Source organism: Mycobacterium sp. 852014-52144_SCH5372336, assembly GCF_001665615.1.
In the GTDB taxonomy this organism is placed as follows: domain Bacteria; phylum Actinomycetota; class Actinomycetes; order Mycobacteriales; family Mycobacteriaceae; genus Mycobacterium; species Mycobacterium neumannii_A.
In genome coordinates, this window is sequence record NZ_LZSW01000050.1 from 34,877 (window position 1) to 51,811 (window position 16,935).

The 16,935-nt window shown below is 68.7% G+C and carries 16 protein-coding genes; 5 read left to right on the forward strand and 11 right to left on the reverse strand.

From position 1 onward, the window contains the following. Both A5759_RS15830 and A5759_RS15835 read right to left on the reverse strand, forming a co-directional pair. On the reverse strand, nt 1-1,545 hold the full coding sequence (locus A5759_RS15830; RefSeq protein WP_068199309.1) for a glycerol-3-phosphate dehydrogenase/oxidase: 1,545 nt from the start codon (nt 1,543-1,545) through the stop codon (nt 1-3). Further along, nucleotides 1,542-2,120 (reverse strand): TetR/AcrR family transcriptional regulator, encoded by a 579-nt coding sequence (locus tag A5759_RS15835; protein WP_068199312.1) that lies wholly within the window; start codon nt 2,118-2,120, stop codon nt 1,542-1,544. The genes A5759_RS15830 and A5759_RS15835 overlap by 4 nt, the downstream gene beginning before the upstream one ends. Nucleotides 2,121-2,179: 59 nt before the next feature. Here A5759_RS15835 and A5759_RS15840 point away from each other — a divergent pair, with 59 nt between their 5' ends. Both A5759_RS15840 and A5759_RS15845 read left to right on the forward strand, forming a co-directional pair. Continuing rightward, nucleotides 2,180-3,760, forward strand: a complete 1,581-nt coding sequence (locus A5759_RS15840; RefSeq protein WP_068199314.1) for an FAD-binding oxidoreductase — start codon at nt 2,180-2,182, stop codon at nt 3,758-3,760. Next, nucleotides 3,757-4,674, forward strand: a complete 918-nt coding sequence (locus tag A5759_RS15845) for a diacylglycerol kinase (RefSeq protein WP_068199316.1) — start codon at nt 3,757-3,759, stop codon at nt 4,672-4,674. The genes A5759_RS15840 and A5759_RS15845 overlap by 4 nt, the downstream gene beginning before the upstream one ends. Before the next feature lie 115 nt (nt 4,675-4,789). Here A5759_RS15845 and A5759_RS15850 read toward each other — a convergent pair whose 3' ends face one another. From A5759_RS15850 to A5759_RS15860, 3 genes are all read right to left on the reverse strand, one after another. Next, a complete protein-coding gene (locus A5759_RS15850; protein ID WP_066841821.1) occupies nt 4,790-5,302 on the reverse strand; it encodes a DUF3145 domain-containing protein in 513 nt (170 codons plus the stop codon). A gap of 110 nt (nt 5,303-5,412) precedes the next feature. Next, nucleotides 5,413-6,237, reverse strand: coding sequence for a serine hydrolase (locus A5759_RS15855; protein ID WP_068199318.1), 825 nt, complete (start codon nt 6,235-6,237; stop codon nt 5,413-5,415). A 10-nt stretch (nt 6,238-6,247) separates the two neighbouring features. Further along, nucleotides 6,248-7,324: a class I SAM-dependent methyltransferase gene (locus A5759_RS15860; protein WP_068199321.1), complete on the reverse strand. Its 1,077-nt coding sequence runs from the start codon at nt 7,322-7,324 to the stop codon at nt 6,248-6,250. A 228-nt stretch (nt 7,325-7,552) separates the two neighbouring features. Here A5759_RS15860 and A5759_RS15865 point away from each other — a divergent pair, with 228 nt between their 5' ends. Further along, nucleotides 7,553-8,641 carry an S-(hydroxymethyl)mycothiol dehydrogenase gene (locus A5759_RS15865; protein WP_066841741.1) on the forward strand — a complete coding sequence of 363 codons (1,089 nt, stop codon included), beginning with the start codon at nt 7,553-7,555 and terminating at the stop codon, nt 8,639-8,641. 28 nt (nt 8,642-8,669) lie between these two features. Further along, the gene (locus A5759_RS15870; RefSeq protein WP_064418369.1) at nt 8,670-9,299 is read left to right on the forward strand and encodes an MBL fold metallo-hydrolase; all 630 of its coding nucleotides are present in this window, start codon (nt 8,670-8,672) and stop codon (nt 9,297-9,299) included. Nucleotides 9,300-9,306: 7 nt separating this feature from the next. Here the strand turns inward: A5759_RS15870 and A5759_RS15875 are convergent, their stop codons facing one another. Continuing rightward, on the reverse strand, nt 9,307-10,050 hold the full coding sequence (locus A5759_RS15875; protein ID WP_068199335.1) for an SHOCT domain-containing protein: 744 nt from the start codon (nt 10,048-10,050) through the stop codon (nt 9,307-9,309). A gap of 136 nt (nt 10,051-10,186) precedes the next feature. Between A5759_RS15875 and A5759_RS15880 the strand changes: the two genes are divergently transcribed. Beyond that, on the forward strand, nt 10,187-11,275 hold the full coding sequence (locus tag A5759_RS15880; protein WP_068199337.1) for an SAM-dependent methyltransferase: 1,089 nt from the start codon (nt 10,187-10,189) through the stop codon (nt 11,273-11,275). Nucleotides 11,276-11,279: 4 nt separating this feature from the next. Here A5759_RS15880 and A5759_RS15885 read toward each other — a convergent pair whose 3' ends face one another. The 5 genes from A5759_RS15885 to A5759_RS15905 all read right to left on the reverse strand — a co-directional run bounded on the left by A5759_RS15885 (nt 11,280) and on the right by A5759_RS15905 (nt 16,930). Beyond that, on the reverse strand, nt 11,280-12,242 hold the full coding sequence (locus tag A5759_RS15885; protein ID WP_068199339.1) for a GlxA family transcriptional regulator: 963 nt from the start codon (nt 12,240-12,242) through the stop codon (nt 11,280-11,282). A gap of 70 nt (nt 12,243-12,312) precedes the next feature. Next, nucleotides 12,313-14,085, reverse strand: coding sequence for an Hsp70 family protein (locus A5759_RS15890; RefSeq protein WP_068199341.1), 1,773 nt, complete (start codon nt 14,083-14,085; stop codon nt 12,313-12,315). Further along, on the reverse strand, nt 14,085-15,113 hold the full coding sequence (locus tag A5759_RS15895; protein ID WP_068199387.1) for a dihydrodipicolinate reductase: 1,029 nt from the start codon (nt 15,111-15,113) through the stop codon (nt 14,085-14,087). The genes A5759_RS15890 and A5759_RS15895 overlap by 1 nt, the downstream gene beginning before the upstream one ends. Before the next feature lie 134 nt (nt 15,114-15,247). After that, nucleotides 15,248-16,342: a DUF4185 domain-containing protein gene (locus tag A5759_RS15900; protein ID WP_231984660.1), complete on the reverse strand. Its 1,095-nt coding sequence runs from the start codon at nt 16,340-16,342 to the stop codon at nt 15,248-15,250. Nucleotides 16,343-16,384: 42 nt separating this feature from the next. Further along, nucleotides 16,385-16,930, reverse strand: a complete 546-nt coding sequence (locus A5759_RS15905) for a hypothetical protein (RefSeq protein ID WP_231984658.1) — start codon at nt 16,928-16,930, stop codon at nt 16,385-16,387. Between the last annotated feature and the right edge of the window lie 5 nt (nt 16,931-16,935).

Here is a 16,935-nt window from a genome sequence, read left to right on the forward strand (position 1 = left end):
CTACCGTTCGCGCGCTGACACCAAGAATTCGTCGGCTACCGCCACCACCCCTTCGCGGTCGGCCTCGACCAGGCCGATGCGGGTGCGGCGGTCGACGATGTCGTCGACGGTCAGCGCGCCCTCATGGGTCACCGCGTACTCGAATTCCGCACGGATGACGTCGATTCCCTCGGCGACCGCTTCCGTAGGCCGCTCGCACGCGGCGGCGGCGATGACATTCGGCGCCTCGGCGCCGAAGCGGGCCACCAGTGAACCCGGCATCTCCGTCGGATGACGCAGCGTGGCAACCGGATTCGACGGCGCCCCGACAAGCGGCAGGTTGCGGGTGCGGCAGTCGGTCGCGGTCAGCCCGCGCCACTCGATCGCCCGGTCCAGCACATCCTCGGCCATGAAGCGGTACTCGGTCAGCTTGCCGCCGATGACACTGATGACGCCCGAGGGTGATTCGACGACCGCGTGTTCGCGTGAGACGTCGGCGGTGCGGCCCGCGCCGGTGTCGATCAGCGGACGCAGACCCGCGTAGGCGCCGATCACGTCGGACGGGCTCAACGCGGCATCCAGGGCGGTGTTCACCGTGTCGAGCAGGAACGAGACCTCCTCGGGCGCGGGTTCGGGGACGTCGGGGACCGGGCCTGGAGCGTCCTCGTCGGTGAGCCCGAGGTACACCCGGCCCAACTGCTCGGGCATCGCGAACACGAAGCGGTTGATCTCGCCGGGTATCGGAATGGTCAGCGCCGCAACCGGATTGCCGAATGCCGCAGCATCGAATACGAGATGCGTTCCGCGGCTGGGCCGCAGCTTGATCGAGGAATCCACCTCGCCCGCCCACACCCCGGAGGCGTTGATCACCGCGCGCGCGGCGACGTCGAACGACTCGCCGGTGAGCTGATCGGTCAGCCGCACCGAGGTGCCGGTCGCGTGCGACGCCGCCACCCGCGTCAACACCCGGGCACCGTGCTGGGCCGCTGTCCGCGCCACCGCGGTGACCAGGCGGGCGTCGTCGATCAACTGCCCGTCATACGCCAGGAACGCGCCGTCGAGACCGTCGCGGCGCACGGTCGGCGCCAGCTCGACGGCCCGGCGCGCGTCGATCCGCCGGGAGCGGGGCAGCACCGAGGCCGGCGTGCCCGCCAGCTTGCGGAGGCCATCGCCCGCGGCGAAGCCGAAACGCACCAGCGCCCGCGACGCGGTGTTCATGGACGGAAGCAGCGGAACCAGCTGCGGCATCGCCGAGACCAAGTGAGGTGCGTTGCGCGTCATCAGGATTCCGCGTTCGACCGCGCTGCGACGGGCGATGCCGACGTTGCCTGTCGCCAGATATCGCAGCCCGCCGTGAACCAGCTTGGAGCTCCACCGGCTGGTGCCGAACGCCAGGTCGTGCTTCTCCACCAGCACGACGCTCAGACCGCGGGTCGCCGCGTCCAGCGCGATGCCCGTTCCGGTGATGCCGCCGCCGATGACGATGACGTCGACGCGCTCGCCGTCGGGCAGCGCCGCCAGTTCGGCGCTGCGGCGCGCGGAGTTCAGAGCCGTCGAGCCGGTCACGGTGCCAGATACCCGTCGAGGGCGTGCGCCAACTCGGCGTCGAGCGCATCGGTGTCCAAGAGCTTTTCGACCATCTGCGCGGACTGGATCGCCGACTGGGTGATAAGCAGGCACATCGCGGCCAGCTGGCGCGCATCACCGGCGCGCACGCTGCCGTCGTCCTGGGCGAGCTTGATGGCGTGGGTCAACGCGTCGATGAGGATCATCTGGCTGGTCCCGAGCCGGTTGGCGATGTAGACCATCGCGAATTCCGGTGCATCCCGCAGCACCGACATGATGATCTCGTCGTTCCGCAGATGCCGGGCCACGTCGACGACCCGCTGCACCAGCGCTCTGCGGTCGGAACCGCTGTCGGGCACTTTGTCCAGCACACCTGCGATGCGCTCCGTCATCAGCGCCGCGAGGACCCCGTTCGTATCGGACCACCTGCGATAGATGGTCGGGCGGCTCATGCGCGCGCGCCGGGCGATGTCGGTCAGCGTGACCCGCTTGACCCCCACCGCGAGCACGCAGGCCGCCGCGGCATCGATGATGCGGGCCTCGACCGTCGACTCATCGTTACGGATTGACGACATGTGTAATACTGTAACGCATGACGCGTCCGGATGCTCACTCGACCGCTCTCCTGCCCCCGATGAAGTGGAACGCCTGGGGTGACCCCGCCGAGGCGAAACCGCTGTCCGGCGGCATCCGGACGCTGCTCGAACAGGCGCTCGGCGTCGAGACGTCGACCACCCAAGAACTCAAACCCGAACAGGTGAGACTGCGCCCGTCGGCGCTGACCGACGAGGACCGCGACGCACTCACCGGCATCGTCGGACGGGACTACTGCCGCGTCGACGATCAGGGCCGTCTGCTCCGGGCCGGCGGCAAGTCGACGCTGGACCTGCTGCGTCGCCGCGATCCCGGTGAGCAGGACGCGCCGGACGCGGTGGTTCTGCCGGGCACCGAAGAGGAGATCGCCGCGATCCTGCACCTGTGCGGCGAGCGTCGCATCGCCGTCGTCCCATTCGGCGGCGGCACCAGCGTCGTCGGCGGCCTGGATCCGATCCGCGGCGACTTCCGCGCGGCGATCTCCCTGGACCTGCGCCGATTCGACGAACTGCACTTCCTCGACGAGGTGTCCGGAGAAGCCGAACTCGGCGCAGGAGTGACCGGACCGGACGCCGAACGCTTGCTGGGCGCGCGCGGCTTCTCGCTCGGCCACTTCCCGCAGAGTTTCCAGTTCGCCACCATCGGCGGGTTCGCCGCGACGCGGTCGTCGGGCCAGGACTCGGCGGGCTACGGCCGGTTCAACGACATGGTGCGCGGTCTGCGCGCGGTCACACCGGTCGGCGTGTTGGACCTCGGCCGCGCACCGGAGTCGGCGGCCGGACCAGACCTGCGACAACTGCTGATCGGATCGGAGGGCGTGCTCGGCGTCATCACCCGCGTGCGGGTACGGGTTCATCCGGTCCCGACAGCCACCCGCTACGAGGCGTGGTCGTTCCCCGACTTCGCCACGGGTGCCGACGCGCTGCGCACCGTCGTGCAGACCGGGACAGGACCGACGGTGATCCGGCTGTCCGACGAGGCCGAGACCGGAGTGAACCTGGCGACCACCGACAGCATCGGCGAAAAGCAGATCACCGGAGGCTGCCTGGCGATCACGATGTTCGAGGGCACCGAAGCCCATGTCGCCAGCCGACATTCCGAGACGCGTGCGGTGCTCGAGGCCACGGGCGGCACCTCGCTGGGTGAAGAACCCGCACGCGCATGGGAGCACGGCCGGTTCAACGCGCCGTATCTGCGTGACTCGCTGCTCTCAGCAGGCGCGCTGTGCGAGACGCTCGAAACGGCGACGAACTGGTCGAACGTGCCTGCGCTCAAGGCCGCCGTCACCGAGGCGTTGACGAACGCGCTGACCGAAACCGGCACGCCATCGCTGGTGCTGTGCCACATTTCGCATGTGTACCCCACCGGCGCGTCGCTGTACTTCACGGTCGTCGCCGGCCAACGCGGCAACCCGATCGAGCAGTGGCGCAAGGCGAAAGCCGCTGCGTCGGAGGCAATGATGCGCACCGGGGCCACCATCACCCACCACCACGCCGTCGGCGCCGACCACCGGCCGTGGATGCGTGACGAGGTCGGCGATCTCGGCGTCGCGATCCTGCGCGCGGTCAAGGACACGCTCGACCCGGTGGGAATCCTCAACCCGGGCAAGTTGATCCCATGACGATCGACGGTCGGGTCACGATGCTGACGAACCCCGCGTCGGGGCACGGCAGCGCACCACACGCGGCCGAACGCGCTGTCGCGCAATTCCATCGGCGCGGCGTGGACGTCGTCGCGATCGCGGGCACCAGCGCCCAGCATGCGCGCAAACTCGTCGAGGGCGCGCTTGAACGCGGGATGGACGCGCTCGTCGTCGTCGGTGGCGACGGCATCATTTCCCTTGCGCTGCAAGTGCTTGCGCAGACCGACATCCCGTTGGGTATCATCCCGGCGGGGACCGGCAACGACCACGCACGCGAATTCGACATTCCCACCCGTGATCCCGAAGCCGCCGCCGACGTCGTTGTCGACGGCCTGACCGGCGGGGTCGCCCGGACCATCGACCTCGGACGGATCCGCGGGGCCGACGGCACCGACAAGTTGTTCGGCACCGTGATGGCCGCGGGTTTCGACTCGCTGGTGACCGACCGGACCAACCGGATGCGCTGGCCCCACGGCCGCATGCGATACAACCTCGCGATGATCGCCGAACTGTCGAAGCTGCGACTGCTGCCGTTTCGGATGTCGTTCGACGGCGAGGAGGTGACAACGGAGTTGACGCTCGCCGCATTCGGTAACACCCGCAGCTACGGCGGCGGCATGCGGATCTGCCCCGGCGCCGACCCGACCGACGGCCTGCTCGACGTCACGATGGTGGGCTCGGCGTCGCGCAGCCGGCTGATCCGGTTGTTCCCCACCGTGTTCAAGGGCACCCACGTCGACCTCGACGAGGTCAGCACCGCACGGGCCAAGACGATCACCGTGGACTCCCCCGGCATCAACGCCTACGCCGACGGCGAGTACATGTGCCCGTTACCGGTCGAGGTGTCGGCGGTGCCCGGCGCGCTCAAGATCCTGACGCCGCGCCGAAAGTGAAAACTACGACGGAAAACCGGCGAAAAGCGTCGCCGGATGCACAATCGGCGTCGTCGGCTACCCGACTCCCTGCCTGATGTCGTCGGCTACCCGACTCCCTGCCTGATGTCGTCGGCTACCCGACTCCGCGGCTGAGCCAGCTGACCTCCGCGCCCGCACCACCGTCGCGGTACGGCTCCAGGGCCTCGTCCCATGCCGTGCCCAGCACGGAGTCCAGTTCGGCGGCCAGCGTGTCGGCGCCGGCGGCCATCATCGCCCGCAGCCGCATCTCGCCGACGATCACATCGCCGTTGGCGCTCATCGACCCGCTCCACAGTCCGAGCTGCGGCGTGTGGCACCAGCGATGGCCGTCGACCCCGGGGCTGGGGTCCTCGGTCACCTCGAAGCGCAGCACCGACCACGAGCGCAGCGCACTGGCCAACGCGCCACCCGTCCCGACCGGGCCGACCCAGTTGGTGACGGCACGCAACTGTCCCGGCATGGCCGGTTGCGGGGTCCACTTGAGGTTCGCCCTCGACTGAAGGGTCGACGACAACGCCCACTCGACATGCGGGCACACCGCAGCGGGTGACGCGTGGATGTAGACCACGCCCGTCGTCGCTTCGGCGAACTGGTTCGACGCACGCATTTGCCACTCCTTCGGCTCCACGAGGGACGTCTTCCCCAAGCGGCCTCTGAAACCGAAAAATTACAGCTGTGTCGTGCGTGTCTATTGTGCCTTGTGAGGCGCCTGTTGCGCTAGTCTGCGGCGAATTCTCTCAGGACTTCGTCAGACAAGGCCCGCCACAGCTTGTACGCCCACTCGCCGAAATTGCGGTCGGTGAGCACGACGAGCGCCAGATCGGCGTCCGGATCGACCCACAAAAACGTCCCTGACTGGCCAAAATGCCCGAACGTGCGCTCGGAGTTCGCCTCGCCCGTCCAGTGCGGCGACTTGCCGCCGCGGATCTCGAAGCCCAGCCCCCAGTCGTTGGGCCGCTGCACACCGAACCCCGGCAGCACCCCGTCCAGGCCAGGAAACTGCACCGAAATCGCCTCGCCATGCAGTTGCGCGGAGACCGTCGCCGGCCGCAGCAAGTCCGCGGCGAAGGCCGCCAGATCGGCGACCGTCGACGTCGCGCCGTACCCCGCGGCGGCCGCACCGCCATCGAGCACGCTGTCGGTCATGCCCAGCGGTTCGAACACCGCCTCGGTCAGATACCGGTCGAACGCGATGCCCGTCGCCTTCTCGAGCGTCTCGGCGAGCACCCCGAACCCGTAGTTCGAGTAGACGCGCCGCGTCCCCGGCTCGGCCATCGTCTCCGACGAGCGCATCGAGTAACCCGACGCGTGCGCCAACAGGTGACGCACGGTCGCCCCAGGCGGGCCCGCCTCGGTGTCGAGTTCGACGGCGCCCTCCTCGACACCGACCTGCACCGCACGTGCGGCCAGCGGCTTGGTCGCCGACGCCAACTCGAATCGCCGCCGCTGCTCGCCGTGCTCGGCCACCACCCCGGACGGTCCGACCACGGCGGCCGCGGCGTTGGGCACCGGCCAGTCGTCCATAAGATCCAGCGCGCTCATCGCGCCGAGCCTACTTGCGCGCGATGTAGTAGTTGTTGATCGGATCGGTCTCGATCTCGCGCACCTGAACGTCGCTGAAGCCCGCGTCGGCGAGCATCGACGCGGCGAGTTGATGGCCCCAGCAGGTACCCAACCCCGCGCCGTCGAGGCCGAGCGACACCGTCATGCAGTGCATCGTCGAGACCGTGTAGAGATACGTGGACAGCGGAACGCCGACGTTGTCCTCCAGCCGGCTCGAGGCCTTGACGTCGACCATGAGCAGGCAGCCGCCCGGGCGCAGTGCACGATAGATGTTCGCCAGCACGGCCGCCGGTGCGGCCTGGTCGTGGATGGCATCGAAAACCGTTATCGCATCGTATCTTTCGAACATATCGAGTGCCGCGACGTCTGCTGCGACGAAGGTGGCGTTGGCCAGGCCCAGCCGGGCGGCCTCGGCGCGTCCCACGCCGAGACCCTCGTCGCTGAAGTCGATTCCGGTGAACCGGCTGGCCGGGAACGCCTGGGCCATCACGTTGATCGCGTGCCCGCTGCCGCAACCGATGTCGGCGACATCGGCCCCGTCGCGCAACAGCTGCGGCAATCCCTCTGCCAACGGCAGGATGACGTCGACGAGCGCGGCGTCGAACACCTCTCCGCTCTGCTCGGCCATCACCGTGTGGAACCGCGGGTACTCGCTGTAGGACAACCCTCCGCCGGAGCGGAAGCAGCCGATGATCTTCTGCTCGACCTCGCCGAGCAGCGAGATGAACTGCGCCAACCGCGCGACGTTGTCCGGGCCGGCGGCCCGGGTGAGCACCGCGCCCCGGTGCTGCGGCAGCCAGTAGGCGCCCGTCGCGGGGTCATAGTCGACCACCCCCGCCGTGACCACACCGCCCAGCCACTCCCGCACATAGCGTTCGTTGAGTCCCGCGGCCGCGGCCAGCTGAGCGCTGGTGGCCGGGGCCGAACCGGCCATGGTGTCCCACAACCCGGTCTGGTGGCCGATCGACAACAGCAGGACAAGGCTGGCGTTGTCGATCGCGGACACCATCCGCGCGGCGAAATCCTCGGTCGTGTCCGCGGCTGGACTGTGGTCGATATCGGTCATAGCGGGTTCCCTCCGGCGTGATGAACTGATGTCCATTGCACAACGGAGTCCCGCGCCGGGCGGTTCAACGGCTAAATCAATTCGATCGATCTCTTGGCCAACCCCGTCCAGTAGCCGTCGATCACCTGCCGTGCCGGCTGCGAGGGATCGCGCACCGTGGGAGAGGAACAGCGCGGGAAGCGAATCAGCCATATGCCCCGTGTTGCCCGCAGCCGATAGGTTGTACTCATGAGTCAAACGGTGCGCGGAGTGATCTCACGAAAGAAGGACGAACCAGTCGAGGTCGTGGACATCGTGATTCCCGACCCGGGTCCGGGTGAGGTGGTGGTCGACGTCACCGCGTGCGGGGTCTGCCACACCGACCTGACGTATCGGGAGGGCGGCATCAACGACGAATTCCCGTTCCTGCTGGGCCACGAGGCCGCCGGCACCGTCGAATCCGTCGGCGAAGGCGTCACCAACGTCGAACCCGGTGACTTCGTGATCCTGAACTGGCGCGCGGTGTGCGGCCAGTGCCGGGCCTGCAAGCGCGGCCGCCCGCACCTGTGCTTCGACACCCACAACGCCGCGCAGAAGATGACGCTGACCGACGGCACCGAGTTGACCCCGGCGCTGGGCATCGGCGCATTCGCGGACAAGACCCTCGTGCACGAGGGGCAGTGCACCAAGGTCGATCCGGCCGCCGACCCCGCCGCGGCCGGCCTGCTCGGCTGCGGCGTGATGGCCGGCCTGGGCGCCGCGGTCAACACCGGCGCGGTCAGCCGCGACGACACCGTGGCGGTGATCGGCTGCGGCGGGGTTGGCGACGCCGCGATCGCCGGGGCTGCCCTGGTCGGCGCCAAGCGCATCATCGCCGTCGACACCGACAACAAGAAGCTCGAGTGGGCGCGCGACTTCGGCGCCACCCACACCATCAACGCCCGCGAGCTGGACCCGGTGGAGACCATCGCCGACCTCACCGACGGCTTCGGCGCCGACGTGGTGATCGACGCGGTCGGGCGACCGGAGACCTGGAAGCAGGCGTTCTACGCCCGTGACCTGGCGGGAACCGTTGTCCTGGTCGGGGTTCCGACCCCGGACATGACGCTGGAGATGCCGCTGATCGACTTCTTCTCGCGCGGGGGCGCACTTAAGTCCTCGTGGTACGGCGACTGCCTGCCCGAACGCGACTTCCCCACCCTGATCAGCCTGTACCTGCAGGGGCGGCTACCGCTGGACAAGTTCGTCACCGAACGCATCGGCATCGACGACGTCGAAGAGGCGTTCCACAAGATGCACGGCGGCTCCGAGGTGCTGCGCTCGGTGGTGATCTTGTGAGGAATGCTCGCGCGAAGAACGGAGAATCATGAACGGCGGACCGATCGGCCGGGTGGTCACCCACGGCACCTTCGAACTCGACGGCGGCAGTTGGGAAGTCGACAACAACATCTGGATCGTCGGCGACGACTCCGAGGTGGTGGTGTTCGACGCGGCCCACGACGCGGGACCGATCGTCAACGCGGTCGGCGGTCGGCATGTGGTCGCAGTCGTGTGCACTCACGGGCACAACGACCATGTGACGGTGGCGCCCGAACTGGGTCAGGCGCTCGACGCTCCGGTGCTGATGCACCCGGCCGACGACATGCTGTGGCGAATGACGCACCCGGACAGCGACTTCCGCACCGTCGCCGACGGCGACACCCTGCGGGTCGCCGGGACCGAGCTTCGCGCCTTGCACACGCCCGGCCATTCGCCGGGTTCGGTGTGCTGGCACGCGCCCGAGTTGAACGCGGTGTTCTCCGGCGACACCCTCTTCCAGGGCGGGCCTGGGGCGACAGGGCGGTCGTTCTCTGACTTCCCCACCATCCTCGAGTCGATCTCCGGCCGGCTGGGGAAGCTGCCCGACCACACGGTCGTCTACACCGGGCACGGCGACTCCACGACCATCGGCGACGAACTCGTCAACTACGACGAGTGGGTGGCCCGCGGCAGTTGAACTGCGGCTAGTCCCCCAGGATTCGTCGTTTCTCCGCCTCGAACTCGGCCTCGGTCAGCGCACCCGAATCCCGAAGAGTGGCCAACTGCTTGAGCTGTTCGAGGCGTGCGCCCCGGTCGTCGGGTTGATACGCCGAGGCGGGCGTCGAGACCGCCCGAAGCGTCGGCGGTGCTTCGGCGTTGACGATCTCGTGCGGCGCCAGCGGGCGCGCCGCCTTGGCCGCGCGGCCCGACCAGATCAGGGCGCCGATGAGCGCGAGTACCCCGAGTGCGGCCAACCCGCCGCACAGCCACGCCAGCCAGCCGTACGAACTGCCGTGGCCGAAGGACAGGCGGGGGTTGATGTATCCGTTCACACTGCCGTCGGTCGAGACTCGATAGGTGCCGGGCTCGGCGACCTGGACCACCCAGATCCGCACGTGGGTGTCGCTGTTCACGGTGGTTGTCCCGCCGATACTTTCGGTCACCTCGGGATCCGCCGCACCCTCGGGCGCATCGACGTTGATGCTAAGCGCGGGGATCGGGAAGCCACTGGTGGGTTGTCCGGTGGTCACGGTATGGAAGCTGACGGTTACCTCGCCCGCGGGCAACTCCATGTTTCCGGATCCCGGAATCGGCACCTCGCCGTATGCGTCGAAATCGTCGAGGACGAACGTGTTGAGCACCAAGGTAACGATGAAACCGACGACGGCGGTCACGAGGGTCAACACGGAGACGACGACGGCGACGCGCGGCCCGACCCTTCCGCTCATGGGCAGAGTTTGGCACGGCAGGCTGCGCGCGGCGCGGTGTTGCAATGGATACGTCGACCTCCGTCGGCGGCGACGGCCCACGGGGACTACGGTCGGATGGGACCGAACCTGTTGCCCGCACGTCACGGAGGTCGCGATGCCCGAGTCCAGCATCGTCGTGCGGCCCGAGCCGATGGAGAGCGGGTCGTACACCGCCGGTTCGCGTCTGCAGGCCGCGGGCCTGCAGGGAGCCATCAAGCTCTTCGAGGAAGCGGCCGCGGCCGTTCCGATCCCGAGGCCTCCGCAGCCGTTCGTCATCGCCGACTACGGCGCGTCGACCGGCCACAACTCGCTTCTGCCCATCTGTGCGGCAATCGCGGTGGTGCGCAAGCGGACCCGCACTGATCACCCCACCTTGGTCGTGCACACCGACGTACCGGATAACGACTTCACCGCGCTGTTCCGCACCCTGGCCGAGGATCCGGACACCTATCTGAGCAAGGACTCGGCGGCCTTCGCCTCCGCCATCGGGCGGTCGTTCTACTCGCAGATCATGCCGTCGAGCAGCGTGATCCTCGGCTGGAGTTCGTGGGCCATCCATTGGCTCAGCCGCGTCCCCGCGCCGATCCCCGACCATGTCCATGTGGCCTACAGTCGCGACGAGGCCGTGCGCGCGGCGTATGCCAGGCAGGCCGCCACCGACTGGCACGAGTTCATAGCGTTCCGCGGTCGGGAACTGCGCCGCGGTGGTCGTCTCGTCGTGATGACGACGGCGGTCGACGAAAACGGTGAGGTGGGGTACCGCAAGGTGCTCGGCGCGCTGGTCGATGCGATCGACGAATTGGCCGCCGACGGCTTGCTGACGGCCGACGAGGTGCACCGGATGGGTATCCCGATCGTCGGCCGTCGGGAACAGGATTTCCTGGCGCCGTTCGCGCCGAAGGGCCGCTTCGAACAACTCGAGATCGAACATCTCGAGATCTTCGACGCCGGGGACCGCTTTTGGCAGCAGTACCAAGTCGACGGCAACGCAACGACTTTCGGGGCGCAATGGGCGTCGTTCGCCAGGGCGGCGGTGTTCCCGATGCTGGCGACCGCACTCGAGGGCGGCGCCGCCGACCCCCGGACGGCCGAGGTCTTCGATCGCCTGGAGGCGGGCCTGGCCGCCCGGCTCGCCGCGGCCCCCGAGAAAACTCAGATCCCGATGGCGCACCTGGTGTTGACCAAGAAGCCGAGGAACCCCTGAGCCGTCAGCCGGCGATGCGATCGCGAAACGTGTTGCGGTAGCTCTGCGGCGACACACCGGTCAGTCGCCGGAATTGCTCGCGGAAGTTCGCCGCGGACGTGAAGCCTACCTCGCGGCCAATGCGTTCGACACCGTGGTCGGTGCTCTCCAACAACTGCTGCGCATGGCGGATGCGCACACCCGTCAGCCACTGCATCGGCGTCTGCCCCGTCTCGGCCTGGAAGCGACGGTTGAGCGTTCGCACACTGAGCGCCGCCTGCGCGGCCAAGTCGTGCAGTGTCAGGTCGCGGTGCGCGTTGCGTTCGAGCCATGCCAGCAGGTCGTCGAGCGTGATCTGCTCGGCAATGCTGTTGACCGCCGGGCGGTTTCGCACGATGAACTGGGCCTGGCCTCCGCTGCGGTGCAACGGCGCGACCGCCATGCGGGCGGCATCGGCGGCCATCGCGCTGCCGTGATCGAGCGCCACCATGTGCAGACACAGGTCGAGCCCGGCCGACGCGCCGGCCGACGACAAGATGTCGCCCTCGTCGACGTAGAGGACGTCGGGATCGAGGTGCACATCGGGATACCGCGCACGGAACAGGTCGGCGGCCACCCAATGGGTGGTAGCCCGCCTACCGTCGAGCAGTCCCGCCTCGGCGAGCGTGAACGCGCCCGTGCAGATGGACGCGATCCGCGCTCCCCCGCGGTGGGCCGACCGCAGCGCGTCGACGAGCTCATCGGGCGGCGGGGTGTCCAGGTCGTCGCAGCCGGGCACCACGATGGTGTCGGCGCGCCGCAGATCTGCGATCCGGCGGTCGCTCGCGATGGCGAGCGGACCTGCGGTCACAACCGGAGCCGTCGCGCACACCATGACGCGATATCCCGGCTCCCCCGAGGGCAGTCGAACGCGGCCGAACACCTCGACAGCGGTGCCCAGGTCGAACGCGATCGTGTTCGGCAACGCGACAACCGCGACCGTATGCATGCCGGCACCCTACCAATAGGTGGCAATAATTAGCAGCGCCGCCGAAATCTTGCCAGCCGACCGAACTAGCCTACGGTCCCGGCTGACCGGGTAGTTGTGGAGCGGGCACCCACGGCAGCCCCGGGATCGTCGGGTACGGCGGGGTCGGACTCCACGGCGGTGGCTGGGTGGTCGGCGGCGGCTCGGTCGTCGGCGGTGGCTCCGTCGTCGGCGGAGGGGGCTCCGGCGACGGCGGAGGTGGAGGTGGCGGTTCGGGCGACGGGGGCGGTTCGGTGACCGTTCGCGTCACCGGCGGAGGCGGCCGGTAGACGGTCTGCGGCGCCTGGGTGGCCGGCGGTGGCGGCGGCGCGGCGGTGGTCGGTGTCGTGGGCCGCGGGGTGACCGTCATCGGCGGTGTGGTGGTCGACGCGGGATCGGGTGCGGACTCGTCGCCGGACATCACCCACAGCACCGCGGCCACCAGCGCCGCCAGGACCACGAGGACACCGCCGGCCAGCGGGACGGCCGGATTGCGATACCACGGCACCGGTCGCGGCGGCAGGTCGTCCCAGGACTCGTCGTCTCCGAACTGCATCTGCGGCCGCACCTCGCCGGCTCCCGCGGGCGGTCCGTAGTCGTAGGGGTCCGTGGCCTTGCCCTCGGGGACGTCGGGCAGGTCCTCGGCGTCCGACCAGGCCAACGCCCCGAAGGAACCCGACTGTGGTGCCCCCTCGTCGCCCGGAGAGCCGACCTCGGGGGCCATCGCCGTCGCCGCGGCGGCCGCAGCCGCAGCCCCGGGTGCCGCGGACATCGCGGTCATCCCCTCTTCCACGGTGCCCCGCACGGCCGCCAACCCTCCGCCTACCGCCTGGGCCAATTCGGGATGGGCCGAGGTGATGACCGGTGCCCGGAACCGCTCCGAGAGCGTGGTGGTGACGATCGGGATCCGCGCCCCGCCGCCGACCGATGCGACGGCCGCAAGTCCACGTATCCCGTTGCGCTCCAACGTCTCTTGCAGCGTGTTCGCGAAACCCGCGAGGGGACCGCTCAGCACTTCGTCGAGTTCGGTGCGGGTCAGCCGCACATCGCTGCGGTGCCCTGGCAATTCGGCCACCAGCGAGGTGAACGTCGCCGTGGAAAGCCGCTCCTTGGCGCCGCGGCACTGCGCCCGTAACCGCGACAGCGAGCCGATCGCCGAGGTGCTGGTCAGCTCGACGGCCCCGGCCGCCGACAGATCCTCGAGGACGTGGGTCAGCAGCGCCTGGTCGACCAGGTCACCGGACAGGTCGTGGTCGCGGACGGTCTCACCGATCTGCGCGTAACCGTTACCGGCATCGAACAGGCTGATGCTCGTTCCCGTCCCGCCGAAGTCGCAGAGCGCGATGACACCGCGGGTGGGCACCCCCGGTTCGACCTGCAGGGAGGTCAGCGCGGCCACCGCGTCGGAGACGACCGGCGCGGTCCGGGGCCGCGCAAACTCGGGAATGGCGGCCAGCGCGCCGCGCAGCGCGTCGACGGAGGCGGGCCGCCAGTGCGCCGGGTGCGTCACCGCGATGTTGCCGCCCGGACTCTGGCCGCCCCCGACCGCGTGAAGCATCGCCCGCAGCGCATCGGCGAGCACGACGTCGGCCTTGTGAGTGGAACCGTCGGGGGCAACGATGCCGACATGGTCGCCGACCCGGTCGACGAAATCGGTGAGAATCAGGCCGCGCTCGTCGAGATTGGGGTTTTCGCTGGGCACGCCGACCTCGGGCGGCCGATGCGGGAACCGCGTCAACACCGGCGACCGGGTCAGGGCTGATCTGCCCACGACGACGGCCGCCAGGTTGGTGGCGCCGACCGACAGCCCTATCCCATCGGCCATTAGCGGATGGTGCCTGCGCCCGGAATCAATGGCAAATCCAACGCCGTCACCCAGCCCGGCGAAAGGTCGTTGACCGCGGGCACCGCGTTGAGCGCGCGCAGGCCGGTCGCCAGGCAGCCGGCCGCCGCAGCGTCGCGCCCGGAACCGTCGGTGAACCGGAACGCGGTCTCCTGGAAGATGCTGGGTGTGCCCTCGATGTCGACGCGGTAGACGTCGTTCTCGTTGCCCGACGGCCAGTCCGGCGCCGCGTCGTTACCGATCCGGTTGACGTGTTCGAGCTGGATGCGGGTCTCGCCCCGGTACACGCCGTTGATCGTGAAGCGCACGGCCGCGACGTTACCCGGGGCGATGACGCCCTTGGCGGTCTTGCGTTCGGTCGGCGTGACCCACTTGTCCCATGTGGTGGTGATCTCGTCGAGCATGATGCCCGCGGCGTGCGCGATCATCGGAACCGTTGCGCCCCAGGCGAATATCAGGATGTCGGGATTCTCGAGAAGCGGCCGGTACTCGGGCGGCTTGCCGATGCCCATCTCGCGGTCGTAGTCGCCTTCGTAGTTGGTGTAGTCGAGCAGTTCGGAGGCACGAACCTTGCGCACCTCCGAACACAGGCCCATCAGCGTCATGGGGAACAGATCGTTGGCGAACCCGGGGTCGATGCCGGTGGTCAGGCACGACGATTCACCGAGTTCGCAGGCTTCGGTGATGGGTTCGATCCAGTTCGGCGGGTTGAGATGCATGGTCGGCCAGATCCAGGGCGTCATGGCGGTCGAACAGACGTCGATGCCGGCCCGCAGGAAGCGGGTGATCAGTGCGATGTTGTCGTCGGCGTGATTGGCTGTCGGCCCGTAATGCACCAGCGCGTCGGGTTTCAGCGCGATCAGCGCATCGACGTCGTCGGTCGCGGCCAGCCCCAACTCCGTGTCCAGCCCGCAGATCTCACCGACGTCGCGGCCGACCTTGTCAGGGTCGTTCACGCCGACGCCGACCAGCTCGAACAGGGGATGTTCGACGATCTCGGGGATCACCATCTTGCCCACGAATCCGGTGCCCCAGACCACTACACGTTTGGCGCCAGAATCCCCAGATCTCCCAGCCACTGCTCGCCTTTCCCTCGGCCCCGCTCTAACACCATAGGGGCGTCTAGGCCCCGACGGATCGGACGCTACAAATTGATCGGATCGGGCGGCGGCACCGTCTTGGTGCTGTCTTTGAGCGCGGTCTTGAACTGCATCGCTCGATACGGCCAGCCGGACGTCGTATTCCACTGCGAGACAATCAGTCCGATACCACCGTCGATGTCGAAGCGCGACCCCGGCAAGAGGTAGCCGCCGTAGAGCTGGGCGACCCGGCTGCCGACATGGTCTTCGTCCTCCCACGCCGATCCGAGGATGGGTGTCTGAACCGGCGTGGTGTGCATGTTGGCGACCGGTGAGGGCACCACCCGGTAGCCGAGCGCGTACTTCGACGCGAGAAATCCGCCGAGCACCCACTTTTCCGGCCCGATGCGACGCAGCGCGAGCTCGCCCCATCGCTCACCTGCGGGCGTGATCGGCGTCGCCGGTCTCGTCCCCCACGACCATCTCGTCCCGTCGTAATACCAACTGAGATAACGGGTTCTGTCGCCGATATGCTCCGGACGCACCCGCATCAGCACGATGCCCTTGTCGCGCTGGAAGCCGGTCGCGGCCACGTACACCCAGCCGTCGTCGGGGTCGTGATCCCAAGCCCAGCACTGTGCATGACCGTCGTGCAGGTCGGCGGGAAACTTGGCCTTGTCCCCCAGATGTGCCCAGCTCACTCCGTTGTCGTGCGAGTGCCAGATCTCGGTCCAGACGACGTTGCCGAAGCCGCGGTTGACGATCGCGTGCAGATACATCGACCCGCCGACGGTCAGCAGGTCCGACGGGATCACCGTGCTGATACCGCCGCGACGCCAGCCGGTGCCCGCGTCGTCGTGCTCGTAGTGCCACAGTTGGCGCGCGTAGTCGGGATCGCTGCCGCCGGCGCGTTCGTAGACGATCGGGTGGTCGGCGTCGCCCGTGCCGATCAGGACGACCGGGGATCGCCAGTCCCCCTGGCCGACCCGCAGACCCGAGAAGGTGTCGCCGAACACCGAGACCAGCTTTCCGTTCGGCGCGACCGCCGACGCGCCGAGGTCGGTGCACGTGACACCCCATCGATCGGTCAGGCCGGGACCGGTCAGATCGAGGGCCTTGCCGTTGAGGAGTGGCAGGCGGGCCCGCCCGGCGTGGTCCAGCCCGCGCCCGGCCGCTCCTCCGATCGACGGGTCGTCAGGCACCTAGAAGCAGCGGCGCAGACCGCCGGGCTCGCAGATGAGTGGATACGGCGTGACGGGAATCGCCAGCGGTTTCTTGAACGTCATCGTCAGCGGCAATTCGACCATCCCGGGCTGTTCCCCGCACACCGCACCGTGAATGATCCTCGCGCGCCCGGTGAGCGTAGCCCCGTTGAAGGAGTAGATCTCCTTCTGCAGCGCAGTGCTTCCGTCGGGGCAGTTGCGGATCGAGTCGAAGGTGTTGGCCTGGAACGTCCACTCGCCGCCGACCATGTTGGCTTCGGCGCCTCCGCGGCCCGCCGGTGTGACCTTGAGCCGGCACCCGACGGGAAGGATCAGCGGCTCGCGCAGATCGCCCACCGTCGGTACGCAGATCGGGTAGATCTCCCAGGTGGTCTCGGCCTGTCCGGCGATCTTGACCGTGTAGACCCCTTCGGGGGTGTCGGGGGATTTCACATCACCCTGGGCGGCCGCGATCCCTGCGGCGCCGAACATCAGCCCGAGCGCGCACGCCGCGACGCCCAACGCCCGTGCGATCGTCTTGGTCACGTCGT